The organism is Polaribacter sp. SA4-12 (assembly GCF_002163675.1).
Taxonomy (GTDB): domain Bacteria; phylum Bacteroidota; class Bacteroidia; order Flavobacteriales; family Flavobacteriaceae; genus Polaribacter.
The window spans coordinates 3587862-3605189 of the sequence record NZ_CP019334.1 but is presented as its reverse complement, the minus strand read 5'-3'; the positions used below and the strand labels follow the sequence as shown (position 1 = coordinate 3605189).

Annotated in this window: 15 protein-coding genes; 1 reads left to right on the top strand and 14 read right to left on the bottom strand. The window is 30.6% G+C overall.

Features of this window, described 5'->3' with window-relative positions; translation table 11 throughout:
• Positions 1-22 precede the first annotated feature (22 nt).
• The 14 genes from trpA to BTO07_RS15615 all read right to left on the bottom strand — a co-directional run bounded on the left by trpA (position 23) and on the right by BTO07_RS15615 (position 14826).
• Positions 23-790, bottom strand: coding sequence for a tryptophan synthase subunit alpha (trpA, locus tag BTO07_RS15675; RefSeq protein WP_087522121.1), 768 nt, complete (start codon positions 788-790; stop codon positions 23-25).
• A 3-nt stretch (positions 791-793) separates the two neighbouring features.
• Entirely contained in the window at positions 794-1978 is a 1185-nt protein-coding gene (gene trpB / locus BTO07_RS15670) for a tryptophan synthase subunit beta (RefSeq protein ID WP_087522120.1), read from the bottom strand.
• 85 nt (positions 1979-2063) lie between these two features.
• The gene (locus BTO07_RS15665) at positions 2064-2759 is read right to left on the bottom strand and encodes a phosphoribosylanthranilate isomerase (protein WP_087522119.1); all 696 of its coding nucleotides are present in this window, start codon (positions 2757-2759) and stop codon (positions 2064-2066) included.
• Positions 2760-2873: 114 nt separating this feature from the next.
• A complete protein-coding gene (gene trpC, locus BTO07_RS15660) occupies positions 2874-3662 on the bottom strand; it encodes an indole-3-glycerol phosphate synthase TrpC (protein WP_087522118.1) in 789 nt (262 codons plus the stop codon).
• Between the two features lie 29 nt (positions 3663-3691).
• Entirely contained in the window at positions 3692-4051 is a 360-nt protein-coding gene (locus BTO07_RS15655) for a four helix bundle protein (RefSeq protein WP_087522117.1), read from the bottom strand.
• A gap of 26 nt (positions 4052-4077) precedes the next feature.
• Positions 4078-4248, bottom strand: coding sequence for a hypothetical protein (locus BTO07_RS17470; protein WP_198342476.1), 171 nt, complete (start codon positions 4246-4248; stop codon positions 4078-4080).
• Between the two features lies 1 nt (position 4249).
• Positions 4250-5239 carry an anthranilate phosphoribosyltransferase gene (gene trpD, locus BTO07_RS15650; protein WP_087522116.1) on the bottom strand — a complete coding sequence of 330 codons (990 nt, stop codon included), beginning with the start codon at positions 5237-5239 and terminating at the stop codon, positions 4250-4252.
• A 113-nt stretch (positions 5240-5352) separates the two neighbouring features.
• A complete protein-coding gene (locus tag BTO07_RS15645; protein ID WP_087522115.1) occupies positions 5353-5940 on the bottom strand; it encodes an anthranilate synthase component II in 588 nt (195 codons plus the stop codon).
• Between the two features lie 21 nt (positions 5941-5961).
• Entirely contained in the window at positions 5962-6237 is a 276-nt protein-coding gene (locus tag BTO07_RS15640; RefSeq protein ID WP_157663361.1) for a hypothetical protein, read from the bottom strand.
• Between the two features lie 88 nt (positions 6238-6325).
• Positions 6326-7717 carry an anthranilate synthase component I family protein gene (locus tag BTO07_RS15635; protein ID WP_087522113.1) on the bottom strand — a complete coding sequence of 464 codons (1392 nt, stop codon included), beginning with the start codon at positions 7715-7717 and terminating at the stop codon, positions 6326-6328.
• 282 nt (positions 7718-7999) lie between these two features.
• On the bottom strand, positions 8000-11332 hold the full coding sequence (gatB/aspS, locus tag BTO07_RS15630) for a bifunctional amidotransferase subunit GatB/aspartate--tRNA ligase AspS (protein ID WP_087522112.1): 3333 nt from the start codon (positions 11330-11332) through the stop codon (positions 8000-8002).
• On the bottom strand, positions 11332-12732 hold the full coding sequence (locus BTO07_RS15625; RefSeq protein WP_087522111.1) for an amidase family protein: 1401 nt from the start codon (positions 12730-12732) through the stop codon (positions 11332-11334). Before BTO07_RS15625 ends, gatB/aspS begins: the two co-directional genes overlap by 1 nt.
• A gap of 2 nt (positions 12733-12734) precedes the next feature.
• On the bottom strand, positions 12735-13001 hold the full coding sequence (locus BTO07_RS15620; RefSeq protein WP_198342475.1) for a hypothetical protein: 267 nt from the start codon (positions 12999-13001) through the stop codon (positions 12735-12737).
• A 556-nt stretch (positions 13002-13557) separates the two neighbouring features.
• Positions 13558-14826, bottom strand: a complete 1269-nt coding sequence (locus tag BTO07_RS15615) for a porin (protein ID WP_087522109.1) — start codon at positions 14824-14826, stop codon at positions 13558-13560.
• A gap of 398 nt (positions 14827-15224) precedes the next feature.
• Here BTO07_RS15615 and gyrB point away from each other — a divergent pair, with 398 nt between their 5' ends.
• Complete coding sequence (gyrB, locus tag BTO07_RS15610; RefSeq protein WP_087522108.1) at positions 15225-17162, top strand: DNA topoisomerase (ATP-hydrolyzing) subunit B; 1938 nt, start codon at positions 15225-15227, stop codon at positions 17160-17162.
• Positions 17163-17328 lie beyond the last annotated feature (166 nt).

Genomic DNA, 17328 nt, shown 5'->3' with positions numbered 1-17328 from the left:
TTAAGTTTCGCTTTTTTTTATTTTAAGAAATAATTGGATTGATAAAATCATCAATCTTATCGACCCCGTTCTTACCTAAACTTTTTATAAAAGCAGAACCAATTATAGTTCCATTAGCATATTCACAAGCAGTATTAAATGTTTGTTTGTCTGAAATTCCAAAACCTATAATCAACTTACTTTTTAGGTTCATATTTTTAATTCTTTCAAAATATGTAACTTGATTATTAGAAATATCTCCTTTTGCACCCGTAATAGATGCAGAAGCTACTACATAAATAAATGCTTTTGAATAAGAATCTATCTTTCTAATTCTTTCATCTGATGTATGAGGTGTAATTAAAAACACATTAGTCAATCCATATTTTTCAAACAAGTCTTTATAATGGTTTTCAAACTCAACCATCGGTAAATCAGGAAGGATTAATGTATCAATTCCACAATCAACAACTTTCTGACAAAATTTATCTTCGCCATATTTTAGCATCTGATTTAAATAGCCCATTAAAACTAAAGGAGTTTTGTTGGTATCTTTAATTGCTAATAATTGCTCAAAAATAATGTCTAAATTAACTCCGTTTTCTAACGCTTTCTGACTACTATCTTGTATTGTTGGTCCATCTGCTAAAGGATCAGAATAAGGCAAACCAACCTCAATAAAATCTACACCACTTTTTTCTAATTCTGAAATTACTTGTACAGTATCATTTAACTCCGGGTATCCACAAGTAAAATATATTGACAGTAAATTTTTATCTTTTTTCTGAAATAATTCTTGGATTGAATTCATAACCTAGTCTTCTAAATGTTTGATATACGTACTTAAATCTTTATCTCCTCTACCAGATAAATTCACCACAACAACTTGACCTTTTTTAAACTTTATTTTTGGTAAAACAGCCAATGCATGCGCAGTTTCTAAAGCAGGAATAATTCCTTCAATTCTTGTTAACTCATAAGCAGCAGTTAATGCTTCTTTATCAGTTGCGTTCATAAAAGTAGCCCTTTTAGAATCGAACAAATAAGCGTGTAAAGGTCCAACTCCTGGATAATCTAAACCTGCAGAAATAGAATAAGGTTCAATAATCTGTCCATATTCATCTTGCATTAAAATAGTTTTACTTCCGTGAATAATTCCTACTTCTCCTAATTGAGAAGTTGCAGCACTTTCACCCGAATCAACTCCTAAACCTCCAGCTTCAACAGCAATTAGCTCAACATCTTTATCATCCATATAATGATAAAAAGCTCCAGCAGCATTACTACCTCCACCAACACAAGCAATTATTGTATCAGGATTTTCTTTACCAGTTTTCTCTTTTAACTGCCATTTTATTTCTTCTGAAATTACAGCTTGTAAACGAGCAACCATATCTGGATATGGATGTGGACCAACAACAGAACCAATTAAATAAAATGTTTCTGGATGCTGAATCCAATAACGTATCGCTTCATTTGTAGCGTCTTTTAATGTTTTACTCCCACTTAAAGCAGGAATTACTGTTGCTCCTAACATTTTCATTCTGGCAACATTTGGTGCTTGACGAACAATGTCTTTTTCTCCCATAAAAACAGTACATTCTAACCCCATTAGAGCACAGACTGTAGCGGTTGCAACTCCATGTTGCCCTGCTCCTGTTTCTGCAATAATTTTAGTTTTTCCTAATTTTTGTGCAACAAGTATTTGACCAATTGTATTGTTTATTTTATGTGCACCTGTATGATTTAAATCTTCTCTTTTTAAGTAAATATGTGCTCCATATTTTTCTGATAATCGTTTTGCCAAATACAATGGACTTGGGCGACCTACATAATCTTTTAGTAAAGATTTGTATTCTTCCTGAAACTCATCAGATTCTAAAATTTGAATATAATTATCTTCTAATTCCTTTACGTTAGGATATAACAATTCTGGAATGAATGCTCCTCCAAATTGTCCATAATATCCATTTTTGTCTGGGTGAAATTTTGATTTCATATTGTTATGTTGTGTAATTGTTTATTCGTTTAATCGTGTAATTGTTAGTTTGTGCATTGCTTTACACAATTTAACAGTTACACAATTACACAAAAATTTCTTTTTTGAAATTTTTTAAATCTTCTATTTTCTTAACTCCTGGCTTACTTTCAAATTGACTATTTACGTCTAATGCATAAATAGGTAAATCAGATTTCATTATTTTTTTAACTTCTTCAGCATCTTCTAATCCAATTCCTCCACTTAAAAAGAAAGGTGTATCAAAAGGATATTTTTCTAAAACAGACCAATCGAATTTTGTTCCATTCCCTCCTCTTTCTTTACCTTTTGTATCAAACAAAAAGAAATCTACAACCTCTAAATAAGGTTTTAAAACATCAAAATTAAATTCATCTTTAATCCCGAAAACTTTAATCAGCTCTACTTCATTCTTAGAAATATAATGTTGATTTTTTTTCTTCTTTATTTGCTTATTTTCTTCAATAAACAAAGCTCTTCTTTCTGTTAACTGGTTTTTTAAATCGGTAACATATTCCACAGATTCATCTCCGTGTAATTGAATTGCATCTAATCGATATTCTTCAACTAAAGAAATTACAATCTCAATATATTCATTGACAAAAACACCTGTTTTTTTGATTGAATTTGAAAATTCTGGAATAATTCCTTCAAAATTTCTTTTTGATTTTTCATAGAAAATAAAACCCAAATAATCAGGCTGCAATGCTGCAACTTGTTGGATATTTTCCACATATTTCATTCCACAAACCTTGAGTTTCATTCTTTTTATGGTTTAATTGTGTAAATGTTTAATCGTGTAATTGTACTTACTAAAACCCTAATTTTATTACTTAGGGTTACACAATTCAACAATTACACGTTTACACGTTTTTTTTTAGCGTATTTGACTAATAAATTCTTGACAAGCTTCTCCTGGATTCTCTGTTTTCATAAAATTTTCTCCAATTAAGAAACCTTGAAAACCGTATTCCTTTAATCCTGTTATGATTTTTGGATCAGAAATTCCGCTTTCTGAAACTTTTAAACAAGTATCAGGAATTTGATTTGCTAATTGAATAGAATTCTCTAAATCTACTTCAAAAGTATTCAGGTTTCTATTATTGATTCCGATAATTTTATTGTCTAAATCATTGATTTTATCCAAGTCTTCTTGTGTATGAATTTCATACAGAACTTCCATTCCTAAATCTACTGCTAAGTTTCCGAAGTTTTTTAATTCTGTTGATGTTAAACAAGAAGCAATCAATAAAATTACATCTGCTCCAATAGCTTTTGCTTCTACAATTTGAAAACCGTCAACAATAAAATCTTTTCTTAAAATTGGTTTTTGTTGATTGATGATTCTTGCTTCCATCAAATCTGCCATTGTACCTCCAAAAAAAGAAGTGTCTGTCAAGATTGATTGTGCTGCTACATTTGCATCTAAATATCCATTAGTAACATCTGCAATAGTTGCAGTGTCATTAATGATTCCTTTAGAAGGTGATTGACGCTTGTATTCTGCGATAATCCCAGTAGAACCAACTTCTAATAAAGATTTTTTTAATGAAAAAGTTGTTCTTCCAAAACTAGGACTTTGTACTAATTTTTGAACAGGAACTTCTGCTTTAATCTTAGCAATTTCCTTCTTTTTAAATGCGATTATTTTATCTAAAATTGTCATATAAATAATTATGAATTCGAAATTATTAATTACGAATTAGTGCTTCTTACTGTTTTTTGAATACTTCCGATAATTTTTAAAATTTCTTCAATATCTGTAATTAAAGATTCTGATTCTTTCTCTGATAAATAATCAGTATCTTTTAATAAACGAATCCAATAATGAGATTCTCGTGCTTCTTTGTATGCTATTGTTAATTTTGCAAAAAAATCTTTTCTACTTTGCCCTCCAATTGCTTCTTCAACATTTGCTCCTATTGAAGTACCTGAGCGTAACAATTGTTTACTTAATACAAACTCTTTTTTTTCTTGTGATAAATGCTTATATAATTTAACAACTCTTACTGCAAAATTATAGCTTTTAGTTTGAATAATATTATCCTTTTTCATCACTCGTAATTAAGAATTCGTAATTGTTAATTGTTTATCTTTTTATTTCTGTACTTTAGAAAAAAGTAAATTACAATTCCCATTAACAAACCAATTACAGTTTGTTTCAAAATACTTTGTGTTTGAATACCTACTGCTGCTCCCATTATTAGAAAAGCAGGAATAATCAAAATTATATTTTTTTTCTTTTTTGCCATTTTAAAGACTTACTAATTTTTCTAATGTTTGTTTTGCTTTCAATCCAAAAAGTGAATCTTTTGCTTCGTTAAAAGCAACATCAAAAGGTTTTGTTTCATCAACAATAGTTAAAGCAAAAGCTGCATTTGTTAATACCACATTGTTTTGCGCTTCTGTTCCTTGTCCTTCTAAAATAGATTTGAAAATTTTTGCTGCATCAGCAACTGAATTCCCTCCAAATATTTCTGATTGCTGAATTCTTTTTTGTCCTAAATCTTCAGGATTTATAATTTGTTCTCCGCTCTTCGTAAAGAATTTAAATCCGCTTGTTAATGAAATTTCATCATAACCATCTAACGCGTGAATAATACCATAATTGATATCTTCTTCTTGTAAAATGTAATTGTACAAACGTGCAATTTCTAAATTAAAAGTTCCTAACATATGGTTTTTAGGTGAACTTGGGTTTACCAAAGGACCTAACATATTAAAGAACGTTTTTAATGCCAACGCTTTTCTTGTTGGACTAACAGCTTTCATTGCTGGATGAAATTTTGGAGCGTGTAAAAAGCAAATATTTGCTTTCTCTAAATGTTCTCTTAAAACACTTTCATCATTCGTAAAATTGTAGCCAAAACTTTCTAACATATCTGAAGAACCAGACTGAGAAGACACAGAATAATTACCGTGTTTTGCTACTTTTTGTCCTGTTCCTGCAACTATAAAAGAAGTTAGGGTTGATATATTGAATGTATCTTTTCCATCGCCACCAGTTCCAACAATATCGATAGTATTATAATCTGATAAATCTACTTTTATAGATAGTTCTTTTAACGCATCTCTAAATCCTGAAAGTTCATCTGCAGTAATTGGACGCATCATAAAAACAGTCATAAATGATGCTAAATGTGCATCATTGTATTTTTCTGCAGCAATATCTTTTAAGATTTGTTTTGCTTCAGATTTAGACAATCTTTCGTGATTATATAGTTTGTTTAATATCTGTTTCATAAAAAAAGCCCCTTTTAATTTCCCCGAAGGGGAAAAACACTCTTGTGTTAATATCTTTCTTTTATTTTTTATTCTTTTTTCTCAAACTTGCTAATTCCTTCCCTTTGGGAAGGTTAGGATGGGCTTGTGTTATGCTTATTAATAAAATTAGTAACCAATTGCTCACCAACATCTGTTAAAATAGATTCTGGATGAAACTGAACCGCAGAAATTGGAAATATTTTATGTTCAATTGCCTGAATTAATCCATCTTCGTCTCTTGCTGTTACTTGTATTTCTTCTGGGAAACCTTCGTCTGTTGCTGCCCAAGAATGGTAACGTGCCGCCATAAATGTTTCTGGAACATCTTTAAATATAGTCGCATTTGTATCTGTTACTTTCATTTCTGTAGCAACTCCGTGAAAAACATCGTCTAAATTGATGATTTTTCCTCCAAAAACTTCTGTAATTGCTTGTAAACCCAAACAAACTCCGAATATTGGTTTTATTCCTGCGTAGGTTTTAATTACATCTTTTAAGATTCCTGCTTCATCTGGAATTCCAGGTCCTGGAGACAACATAATCATATCATAGTTTCCTACATCTGCAATACTGATTTCGTCATTTCTAAAAACCGCTGGAAAATTTCCTGTGATTTTTTCCACCATATGAACTAAGTTATAAGTGAACGAATCGTAATTATCTAATATTAATATTTTCATATTCTTTTGTTGTGTAATCGTTTAATCGTGGATTTGTTTAATTGTTGATCTCTGAAAGATTTTATATCCAATAAAAATTAATAAAATAATATTTAAAACCCACCAAGCATAAAATCCAATATATGCTAACTTTTGAGTTAAAATCATACTTTCTAAACTCCAATATGGTCCTAAATTTTTATCATAAAAATCTTCGTATGTCATTATTATCAATCCTATAACTATATAAACAACTAAATCTAATAGAATAAATAATATTCCTAAAAGTATATTTTTAATTGTAAATATTTTCTTCATTTCTCAATTTGCGTTAAGGATTGAAACGGCATCCTTTTTATTTTTTTTTTAAAATAAAAAGATATAGTGGAAAGCCTGTTAAAACGCCCTAAATATTTTCTGCCAAAATTAACGCTTTCTTTAACGCTGCTAATTTATTATTTACTTCTTGTAATTCCTTTTCTTCATCGGAATGAATAACGATTCCTGCACCTGCTTGTGAATACAAAACGTTGTTTTTACTGACAAAAGAACGAATGGCAATTGCCAAATTTACAGAACCATCTAAACCGATAATTCCTACTGCGCCACCATAAAAGCCACGAGTTTGATTTTCATATTTGTCAATCAGCTCCATTGCTTTGTATTTTGGTGCGCCACTTAAAGTTCCTGCAGGAAAAGTGTCTCCAACAATTTCAATCGGATTTCCTTTAATTTCTCCTCTAACCGTAGAAACTAAATGAATTACGTGACTAAAATACTGCACTTCTTTAAATACCTCAACGGTAACATTATTGGCGTGTTTACTTAAATCGTTACGCGCTAAATCTACCAACATTACGTGTTCTGCAGTTTCCTTTTTATCTTCGGATAATTTTTTACCTAATTTAAGGTCTTCTGCCATATCACCAGTTCTTCTAAAAGTACCAGCAATTGGATTAATAGTTGCTTTACCCGCAGAAATTTTAATTTGTGCTTCTGGTGAAGATCCCATTAATTTGAAAGAACCGTAATCGAAATAAAATAAATATGGTGATGGATTTATTGAACGTAACGCTCTATACACATTGAACTCGTCTCCTTTAAATTTTTGTTGAAATTGGCGTGATAAAACGAGTTGAAAAACATCACCTCTTTTACAATGTGACTTTGCTTTTCTTACATAATCTATAAATTCTTCGCCAGTTGTATTTGAAGTTTCTTCGCCTACAATTTCGAATTTCTGAGTATTAAATGCTTGTGCATCTATAATAGTCTGAATTTCTTTAATACGAGACTCTGTTCCTTCTTCAATATTTTCTATCAACGTCATTTCATCATTAAAATGATTGATGGCAATGATAAAACGATAAAAACTGTATTGCATTTCTGGAATTGCAGATGGTGCTTTCTTGTTTTTAAATTGAATATTCTCAAAATATTGAACAGAATCGAACGTTGTGTACCCATACAAACCATTAAATGATTTTAATTCGGCAGGACAATCTAATGCTATTGAGTCTGTAAATTTATCAAATAACTCGTAAAAGTTTTTATTGATAGGTTGTTCATCAATTTGTGTTCCTTTATGAGAAACCGAAAACTGATAATCATCAACTTTCATTGAAACAATTGGCTCAATTGCAATAAAAGAGAAACTTTCTTCTTTACTATGATAATCTGAACTTTCTAACAATAAAGTATTGGCGTATGCGTCTCTAAAACGTAAATACAGTCCTACAGGAGTAACTGTATCTGCCATTTTCGTTTTAAATATTGTTTTAAACTGTAATTTTTTCATTTTACTTTTTGTCTGGTCGAGCGCAGTCGAGACTTTTTTAGAACCTCTCGACTGCGCTCGAGGGGACATTTGTCTATTCTTTTTTAATTAATTTGATGAAAAAATCATCAAAAAAAAAGGCTTATCGTGAGATAAGCCTTTTTTGATATGTTATATACATATAGGTTTCTTCTCACTTATAGATTAAGAGAGTTCCACCACCAAGTACTGTTTGTATTATTTTTCATATTGAATTTCAAATATAACATAGATTTTTGATTAGGCAAACTTTCTCTAAACATTTTATCTCATAATTTTCACATTCATCTCCTCAACCTTTTTATCTGACAAAATAGAAGGTGCATTAAATAATAAATCTTCTGATGAACCTGTTTTTGGAAAAGCCATTACTTCTCTAATAGAAGCTTTCTTTTCTAAAATCATCATTAAACGATCTACTCCCCAAGCAATTCCTCCGTGAGGTGGTGCTCCGTATTGAAATGCTTTATACATCGTACCAACACTTTTCATCATTCCTTCTTTATCATAACCCATATTTTTATAGGTTGCTTCTAAAATTTCTGCTTTGTGTGCACGAACTGAACCTCCACCAATTTCAAAACCATTTAAAATTAAATCGTATTGTTGGGCAATGATGGTTCCTATCTCCTCTCCTTCTCCATTCATATGCTTCTCTAAATCGTAGATTGCTGGCATAGAAAAAGGATTGTGCGTAAATGTCCATCTTCCTTCATCTGTTTTTTCAAACATTGGGAAATCAACAACCCAAGCAGGTCTTAATTCTTTAGGATTGATTAATTTAAAAATGCGTCCCATTTCTTGACGAACGGCATCTAATGCTTTGTTAGCTGTTGCATAATCTGCTGCTGAGAAAAATACAATATCACCAACTTGAGCATCTGTAGCTTTTATGATATTAGCTGCAATTTCTTCTCCTAAAAACTTAATAATTGGCGATTGTAAATCATTTTCATTTACAATAATATATGCCAAACCACCTAAACCATTTTGTTGTGCAATGGCTGTTAAGTTTTCTATCTGCCCTTTAGAAGCTCGTTTGTTACCTTGCTCTTTTGCAGAAACTTTAATACATTTTACAATTCCGCCTTCTTCAATAGGTTTGCTAAAAACTTGGAATGTTGTGTCTTTTACAATCTCAGTAATATCTTGCATTTGTAAACCATAACGTAAATCTGGTCTATCGCAACCATATTTATCCATCGCTTTTTTATACGTAATTACTGAAAAAGGATGTAAAATCCATTTTTTACCGTATATTTTTTTCACCACTTCATTAAACATTTTAGTGTTTAAATCTATGATTTGTTGCATACTTGCGTACGCCATTTCAATATCTAATTGTGTGAATTCTGGTTGTCTATCTCCACGAGAATCTTCATCTCTAAAACAACGTGCAATTTGAAAATACTTTTCAAAACCACCAACCATTAACATTTGTTTAAACTGTTGTGGCGCTTGTGGAAGTGTATAAAAAGAACCTGCTTGCTTTCTTGTAGGAACAATAAATTCTCTTGCTCCTTCATCTGTACCTGCAGTTAAAATTGGAGTTTCAATTTCTAAAAACTCTTCTTCATCTAAAATATCACGTAGTAACTTAATTACTTTATGACGATTTACAATTGCTTTACGAACCTCATCATTTCTATGATCTAAGAACTTATACTCAAAACGAGTAGCTTCATTCGTTTTCATCGCTCTTTTTATTTCAAAAGGAAGCGTTTTAGATAAGTTTAAAATCTCAAGTTTAGAAGTTTCTAATTCTAATTTACCAGTTCTTAAACCTGCATTATAATCATCTTCGTTTCTTTGAACAACAATTCCTGTAACAGAAATAACAGATTCTGATTTTAATTTTACAAGTTCATCTAAATTCGGAAAAGTTTCTCTACTTAAACGTACTTGAAAAATTTGATTGCTTGAATCTCGTAAATCAATAAAAATTAATTCTCCGTGATCACGCACACTAGAAACCCAACCTGATAAAGTAACCTCATCGTTAATTGAATCTTCTGATAATTGTGATATTTTATGTGTTCTGTATTCCTCTTTTATAACAATAGGAATTTCAGGTAATGTTTCCTCTTCTACTTTAGCTTTTGGTTGTTCGCTATTTTCTTTTGATGAATCGCCTACAACTTCAACCTTTGTCGTTTTAGCATCACCAGAACAAGCATTTAATATTTCTTGTCTAATAACTTTACCAGAAGCTCCTTTACCAATAATACCAATTACTTTACCAACAAGAATACCTGCTTTACCTTGGTTTCCTGCTTTAATATCATTTGCGGTTGCTTCATTTTCTGCAACTACTTTTAATACAGCATTTTTAATTTGGTCTTCAGAAATAGTATTATCATCAAAATACTTTTTGTAATCAAAAGTTCTATCTCTTAAGTATGATGTTATTCCGTTTTGAACTAATACTGAAGTAATTTTATCTTCTTTAAATAACTGAAAAATTTCTGTTAACTGAGCTACATTATAGATGTTCTTATATTCATCTGCACCAATATTATTTACCAATGTTTTAGCAACAAAAGAAGCATCATTAATTTCATTATTAATCGCAACAAAAATTTCTGAACGTAAAGAATCTGCAGTAAAAAACTTAGCATCTTGAGGCAAAACTCCTCCGTTAATCAAAATAGATTCTACAGCAAAAGGTAAAGAACTTACATCTACATCTATACTTTCTACAACTTTTTTAATGTTTACAAAAGGTAAATCTGGTTCAGAAATAAAACGATAATCTGCTTCAAATTCCTTTTTACGCATTGTTTTGGTTTGCTTTAAATCTGCATCCCATAAAACCGTAGTTTGGTCTGGTCTAAATTCTTTATGATCTATATAGTAATTTAATTGCTTTTCTATTTCTTCCTTTAAAGCATCCACCATAAACTTAAACGAATTCAAGTTTTTAATTTCTGTTCTTGGGTTTAAATTATATGTGTGCTTTTTTCGAAGAGACACAGAAACATCCGATTTAAACTCACCTTTTTCAAGATTCGCTTCAGATATTTTTAAATTTTGAACAATACGCTGAATGTATTGTGCATATGTTGATGCATCTTCAATATTACGAATACAAGGATCTGTAACAATCTCGATTAACGGAACACCTGCTTTATTAAAATCGACTAAAGAAACTTTCTTTTCGTGCATTAATTTTGCAGCATCTTCTTCAATATGAACTTGCGTTAAACTTACTGTAAATTGTGTTCCATCATTTCTATAACAAGAAACTTGTCCGTCTGGAATTACAGGATTATGAAACTGTGTAATTTGAATGTTCTTTGGATTATCAGGATATTCATAATGCTTTCTATCCCAAGAAATCACTTCGTTAGAGAAAGTAGATTTCACTGCTTTTCCAAAATAAATAGCTTTTGTAATTGCTTCTTTATTAATAGAAGGCAAAACTCCCATTTGTCCAGTACAAACTGAACATATATTTTGATTTGGTTGCTCTATTTCTTGATTTGCACAAGAACAGAATAACTTTGTTTTTGTATTTAATCGAACGTGCGTTTCAATACCTATTACTAATTCTAAGTCGTTAGCTTTTAGTAATTCATTTAGTTTATCCAGTTCCATTATATCGTATCTTTTAAGAAGTTAGCAAACTTCAAAACGAGTTCGTCATTATTTTTTGCTGCTGTAATTTGTAAACCTGTTTCAGTTCCTTGAGGCACAGTTATTGTTGGCAATTGTCCTAAACTAAAACCAACTGTATAAGCATCTGACAAATACATTGCTAAAGGATCCTTTAAACTATCGCCAATTTTTGGTGGCGAATTTGGCGTAACAGGAGATAGAATAATATCAACTTCTTTAAAATCTTTTTCAAAATTCTCAGAAATCTGATCTCTTAAGTTCAATCCTTTTAAATATATCTCATCAGAAAAACCTTGTGATAAAACTTGATTTCCACCAACAATTCTACGTTTTGTTTCTTCAGAAAAATTTTCTGAACGTGTAATTGAATAGGTATCTTTTAAATTATCGCCTTCAATTCTGTTACCGTAATTTGTACCATCTAATCTAGATAGATTTGATGCCGTTTCTGCCATTGCTAATGTGTAATAAGTAGAAACTAAAGTATCTGATTCAAAGAAATCTAATTCTTTTACTTCAATACCTTTGGCTTTTATTTTTTCTATCGATGCTAAGAAATCTGATTTTACTTGTGCATCAATAGCATCGTTTTCGATGAAGTTTTTAAAATATCCGATGGTTTTTATTTCATCAGACTTTAAAATATTTTCTTGTGATATTTTTTCTGATTGATATGTGGTTTGATCTTTTATATCTTTCCCACTCATCACATTTAAAACAATTCTAATATCTTCAATAGATTTTGCAATAGGTCCAACACAATCTGTAGAAGATGCGTATGCCATTAATCCAAATCTTGAAATTCGTCCATAAGTAGGTTTTAATCCGTAGATTTTATTATAACCTGCTGGTTGACGAACAGAACCTCCTGTATCTCCTCCAATTGAAAAAACTGTAAAGTCTTTTGCAACATTTACAGCAGAACCTCCACTTGAACCTCCAGAAACTAATTCAGGATTAATTGCATTTTTTACGGCTCCGAAAATGGTGTTTTCAGAAGAAGAACCGTGACCGAAAGAATCACAATTTTCTTTTACTAAAGGAATTGCGCCTGCATCAAATAATTTTTGAATTGCAGTTGCTGTATATGGCGATTTATATTGTTTCAATAAATCTGAACTTGCCGTTGTAAGAGTTCCTTGTACCATGTACACATCTTTAATTCCGAATGGAATTCCTTCTAACAAACCAATTTCTTCTCCGTTTTCAATTTTAGCATCTACTTTTGCAGCTAATTCTAATGCCAAAGTATCTAAAAGTGAATTGACAGTATTGTGCGTGTTCGATTTTAATAAATCTAATCTTTCTTGCACTAATTTTGTACACGAAATTTCTTTGTTCACCAATTGCTGATGAATTTTATGTATTTGCGATTCCATAATTATTCTTCTATCACTTTAGAAACTACTAAATAACCGTTTTTTTCTTTTGGAAAATTTTCAATGATGATTTGTTTTTCAGCTTGTGGGCTATCAATAACAACATCTTCTCTTAAATCATCTAACGTCACCGCATTATTATGATTATTATTAAAAGAATTATTTGTTTTATTAGCATTTTTAATAACCTCAAACAATTTGTTCACGGCTTCTGATGGCTGTGCTCCTTTAATACTAGACAATATGTCCACTGTCATAATTTTACTCATCTCTTCAATTTTTAGTTTCCCACTTTCGTGAGAATGACACTTTATTTGAAATCTCGCAATAAAAAGCGAGAAGCATTTCTTTAATCAAAAAAAAACCTTCCGATTTGGAAGGCTTTATTTATATATTTCTAAACAACAACCTTCCTACCCTAACAATTAGGATTATTGAAATTACGATTGTTATTATTATTTATCATTGTAATGTTATTGATGTCAAATATATAGAGAAAATGTCGTTTATAATCTTCTTTTTTAAGTTTTTATCGAGAGTTTACAGTATTTTCAAAATAAGAGTATTTAATTATTAATATCATAAAATATAGTATAAATTTCTCTTTTAAAATTATTTTTTGGGCGTTCCCTAAAGGTCGGGCTTTACACTATATCTTTTTGCAAAAAGCAAAAAGGATGCCGCTTCAATCCCTAACGCGAATTTGTTACATCAAAAATGAATGGTAAAAAATCATAAAATGCGTCTAGAGTTTCACATTTTTAGAGAAATTCTGGACGCATAAAATTTGAAATGATGATACTTTTAGCTTCTAATGAGTTTAATTTACTTTAAAGAAATCTGATATTGTACAACAAACATTCCTTTGTATTCTTTTTGAGTAATCGTTGCCGCATCAAAGACTGGTCGATGTTGATATCCTAAACTTATTTTTCTACCATGATTACCGTTCATTAAAAAATTTACAGTAAAATTATAAACCGTCATTTGTTCATTTAAAGCATCCCAATTAGAGGTTTGAATTGCAATATTAGGTTGAATAATCATTGGGCAATTTAAAAAGTTAGATTTTTTAAAAGCATAACCAAATTGAGTATACCAAGTTGTTCCTGTACCAATCATTGGAAAAGCAACTCCAGCTCCATTAAAACTAGAACCTCCGCCAGTTGCTGGATTGTTAGCTCCAATATTTCTTATATAATCTTTTCCGTAATTATAATCATAGTATCCTAAATAAGCAGTTATCGCTCCATCATTATTTAAAGGTAAGTTTAAGAAAGAATCTACAGCCCAATGTTTCATATCATACAAATTGGTTCCTGCTAATAATGCATCGCCATCACTCATTGCTTTTTCTTGATATTGAAATCCTGCACCAATATTAAATACTTTTTTAGCTTGTAAATAAGTACCTGTACTATATGCTGATTTATTAGACTCATTTTCAAAAAACTGATACTTTACATAAGAAGAAGTTTTAACTCTTGGTCTATTATTAGCAAAATCTACATTTCCTGTAGGAATTTGAGTAACTGCAATTGGCGTACCTAAAGATAATCTATAATCTAATTTACCTGTTTGTCCTTTTACCCAAACTCCTAAAACACGACCAATATCATCTGTTTTACCAACCGTTGTTAAAGAAAAAAGAGGAGATTCAAATCCCATTGGCGTTTTAGTAGAACAAAGATTCCATCTACTTAAACCTTGCCAACCAGATTTACCAACACCAACTTCAAATGACTTATTAAAAGCATACTCTACATATAAATCCAATACATTTAGTTGAAAATTTTTAGAATTAAAATTATAATTGTTTCCACCTAAAATTGAATAGAAAAATAATTTTGGAGTTAATTGAGATGTTACTGGAATCCTTAACCGCCTTATAGAAACATCAGAATAACTACTAGTAGCCTCATTGTTTACCAAAGAACCTTCATTTAACTCTGAATGTCGCATCCATATTTGAGCGGTTACATTCCAATTAATAGTTGGTTTAAATTTTTCTTTTTCTTGACCAATTACTAATAATGATGATAGTAAAACAATAACTACTAAACACTTTTTTACAATACTTTTTATTAACTTCATTCTCTTTTACATTATTAAACAAGACACAAAACTATGATGATTTAAGTGCGAAAAAAGTGACAAACATCATATTCCTTTATTTAATTTTAACACTTTAAATATAAGTCTGTTTTTTATGGAACAAAAGACAATATTGTCGTTTTTACTTGTTTTTAGAAAAAATAGAACCAGCAAAATTAAACGAATAAGAAGTTTTAATACACAATCATTTTCAGACCAATAAAAAAATCATTCAAATCGATCAGAAGGCGTTTTTTAATCGATTTAAGGCGTTTTTAGTTTTATCAACAATTTTGAGTTTTATCAACAAAACAGGCCTTAATACTGTGTTTTTATTTATATTTGATAGACTATACTTTAACGAGTATTTATCATAAAAAGAAAATCAATACAATATAATGAGCGAAGACAAAAAAAACAATTATGATGCTTCCAGTATTCAGGCACTGGAAGGGATGGAGCATGTTAGAATGCGTCCATCTATGTATATTGGAGATGTTGGTGTACGTGGTTTACACCATTTAGTATACGAAGTTGTAGACAACTCTATTGATGAAGCAATGGGTGGTTATTGTGATACAATTGATGTTACAATTAACGAAGACAATTCTGTTACAACTAAAGATAATGGTCGTGGAATTCCTGTTGGAATGCACGAAAAAGAAGGCGTTTCTGCATTACAAGTTGTAATGACAAAAATTGGTGCCGGTGGTAAATTCGATAAAGATTCTTATAAAGTTTCTGGTGGTTTACACGGTGTTGGAGTTTCTTGTGTAAATGCACTTTCAGATCTTTTAGTAGCAACAGTTCATAAAGAAGGAAAAGTTTGGAGACAAGAATATTCTCAAGGTAAAGCATTATATCCAGTAAAAACAATTGGAGAAAGTGACTTTACAGGTACAATTGTTACTTTTTTACCAGACAAATCAATATTTAAACAAACTACAGAATTTAATTACGAGACATTAGCAACTCGTATGCGTGAGTTATCGTACCTAAATAAAGGGATTACAATTACTTTAACAGATAAACGTGAAACAGATGATGAAGGTAACTTTATTTCTGAAATTTTTCATAGTACTGAAGGTTTACCAGAATTTATAAAATATTTAGATTCTACTCGTGAGCAATTAACTTCTCAAGTAATTTCTATGGAAGGTGAGAAAAACGGAATTCCCGTTGAAGTTGCCATGGTTTATAATACTTCTTACGCAGAAAATTTACATTCTTATGTAAATAACATTAACACGCATGAAGGAGGAACACATTTATCTGGATTTAGACGTGGTTTAACAGGAACTTTAAAAAAGTATGCTGATGAATCTGGTTTATTGAAAAACGTGAAATTTGATATTGCTGGTGATGATTTCCGTGAAGGATTAACAGCAATCGTTTCTGTAAAAGTTGCAGAACCACAATTTGAAGGACAAACAAAAACAAAATTAGGAAATAGAGAAGTTTCTGCTGCAGTATCGCAATCAGTTTCTGAAATGTTAACTAATTATTTAGAGGAAAATCCTAATGACGCTAAAATAATTGTTCAAAAAGTAATTTTAGCAGCAACAGCAAGACATGCAGCACGTAAAGCCAGAGAAATGGTGCAACGTAAAACAGTAATGTCTATTGGTGGTTTACCTGGTAAATTATCTGACTGTTCAGAAACTGATCCAGCTCAATGTGAAATTTTCTTAGTTGAGGGAGATTCTGCAGGTGGAACAGCAAAACAAGGTAGAGATAGAAATTTTCAAGCAATTTTACCACTTCGTGGGAAAATTTTGAATGTTGAAAAAGCAATGCAACATAAGGTTTTTGAAAACGAAGAGATCAAAAATATGTTTACTGCTTTAGGTGTTTCTATTGGTACAGAAGAAGACCCAAGAGCTTTAAATTTATCTAAAGTAAGATACCATAAAGTAGTTATTATGTGTGATGCCGATGTAGATGGTTCGCATATTGCTACCTTAATATTAACATTCTTCTTTAGATATATGAGAGAAATGGTAGAGCAAGGTTATATTTACATTGCAACTCCACCTTTATACTTAGTTAAGAAAGGTCAAAAAAGAGAATATGCTTGGGATGACAATCAACGTGATTTAATTGCTCAAAAACTAGGTGGAAATGTAGCTATTCAACGCTACAAAGGTCTTGGTGAGATGAACGCAGATCAATTATGGGATACAACTATGAACCCTGAATTTAGAACACTTAGAAAAGTTATTATTGATAATGCTACTGAAGCAGATAGAGTTTTTTCTATGTTAATGGGAGATGAAGTTCCACCACGTAGAGAATTCATTGAAAAAAATGCAAAATACGCAAATATTGATGCTTAAACATTAATATTTATTTTAACAAAATACTAAACCTCAACATTTTGTTGGGGTTTTTTATTCACTAAAAACAAGGGTTTTTACCTGTTTCCCTAACAAAACAACAACTAATTTCACAATACTTTAACATATTTTTATATATTAGCTTATATAAAACCCCAAACTACAA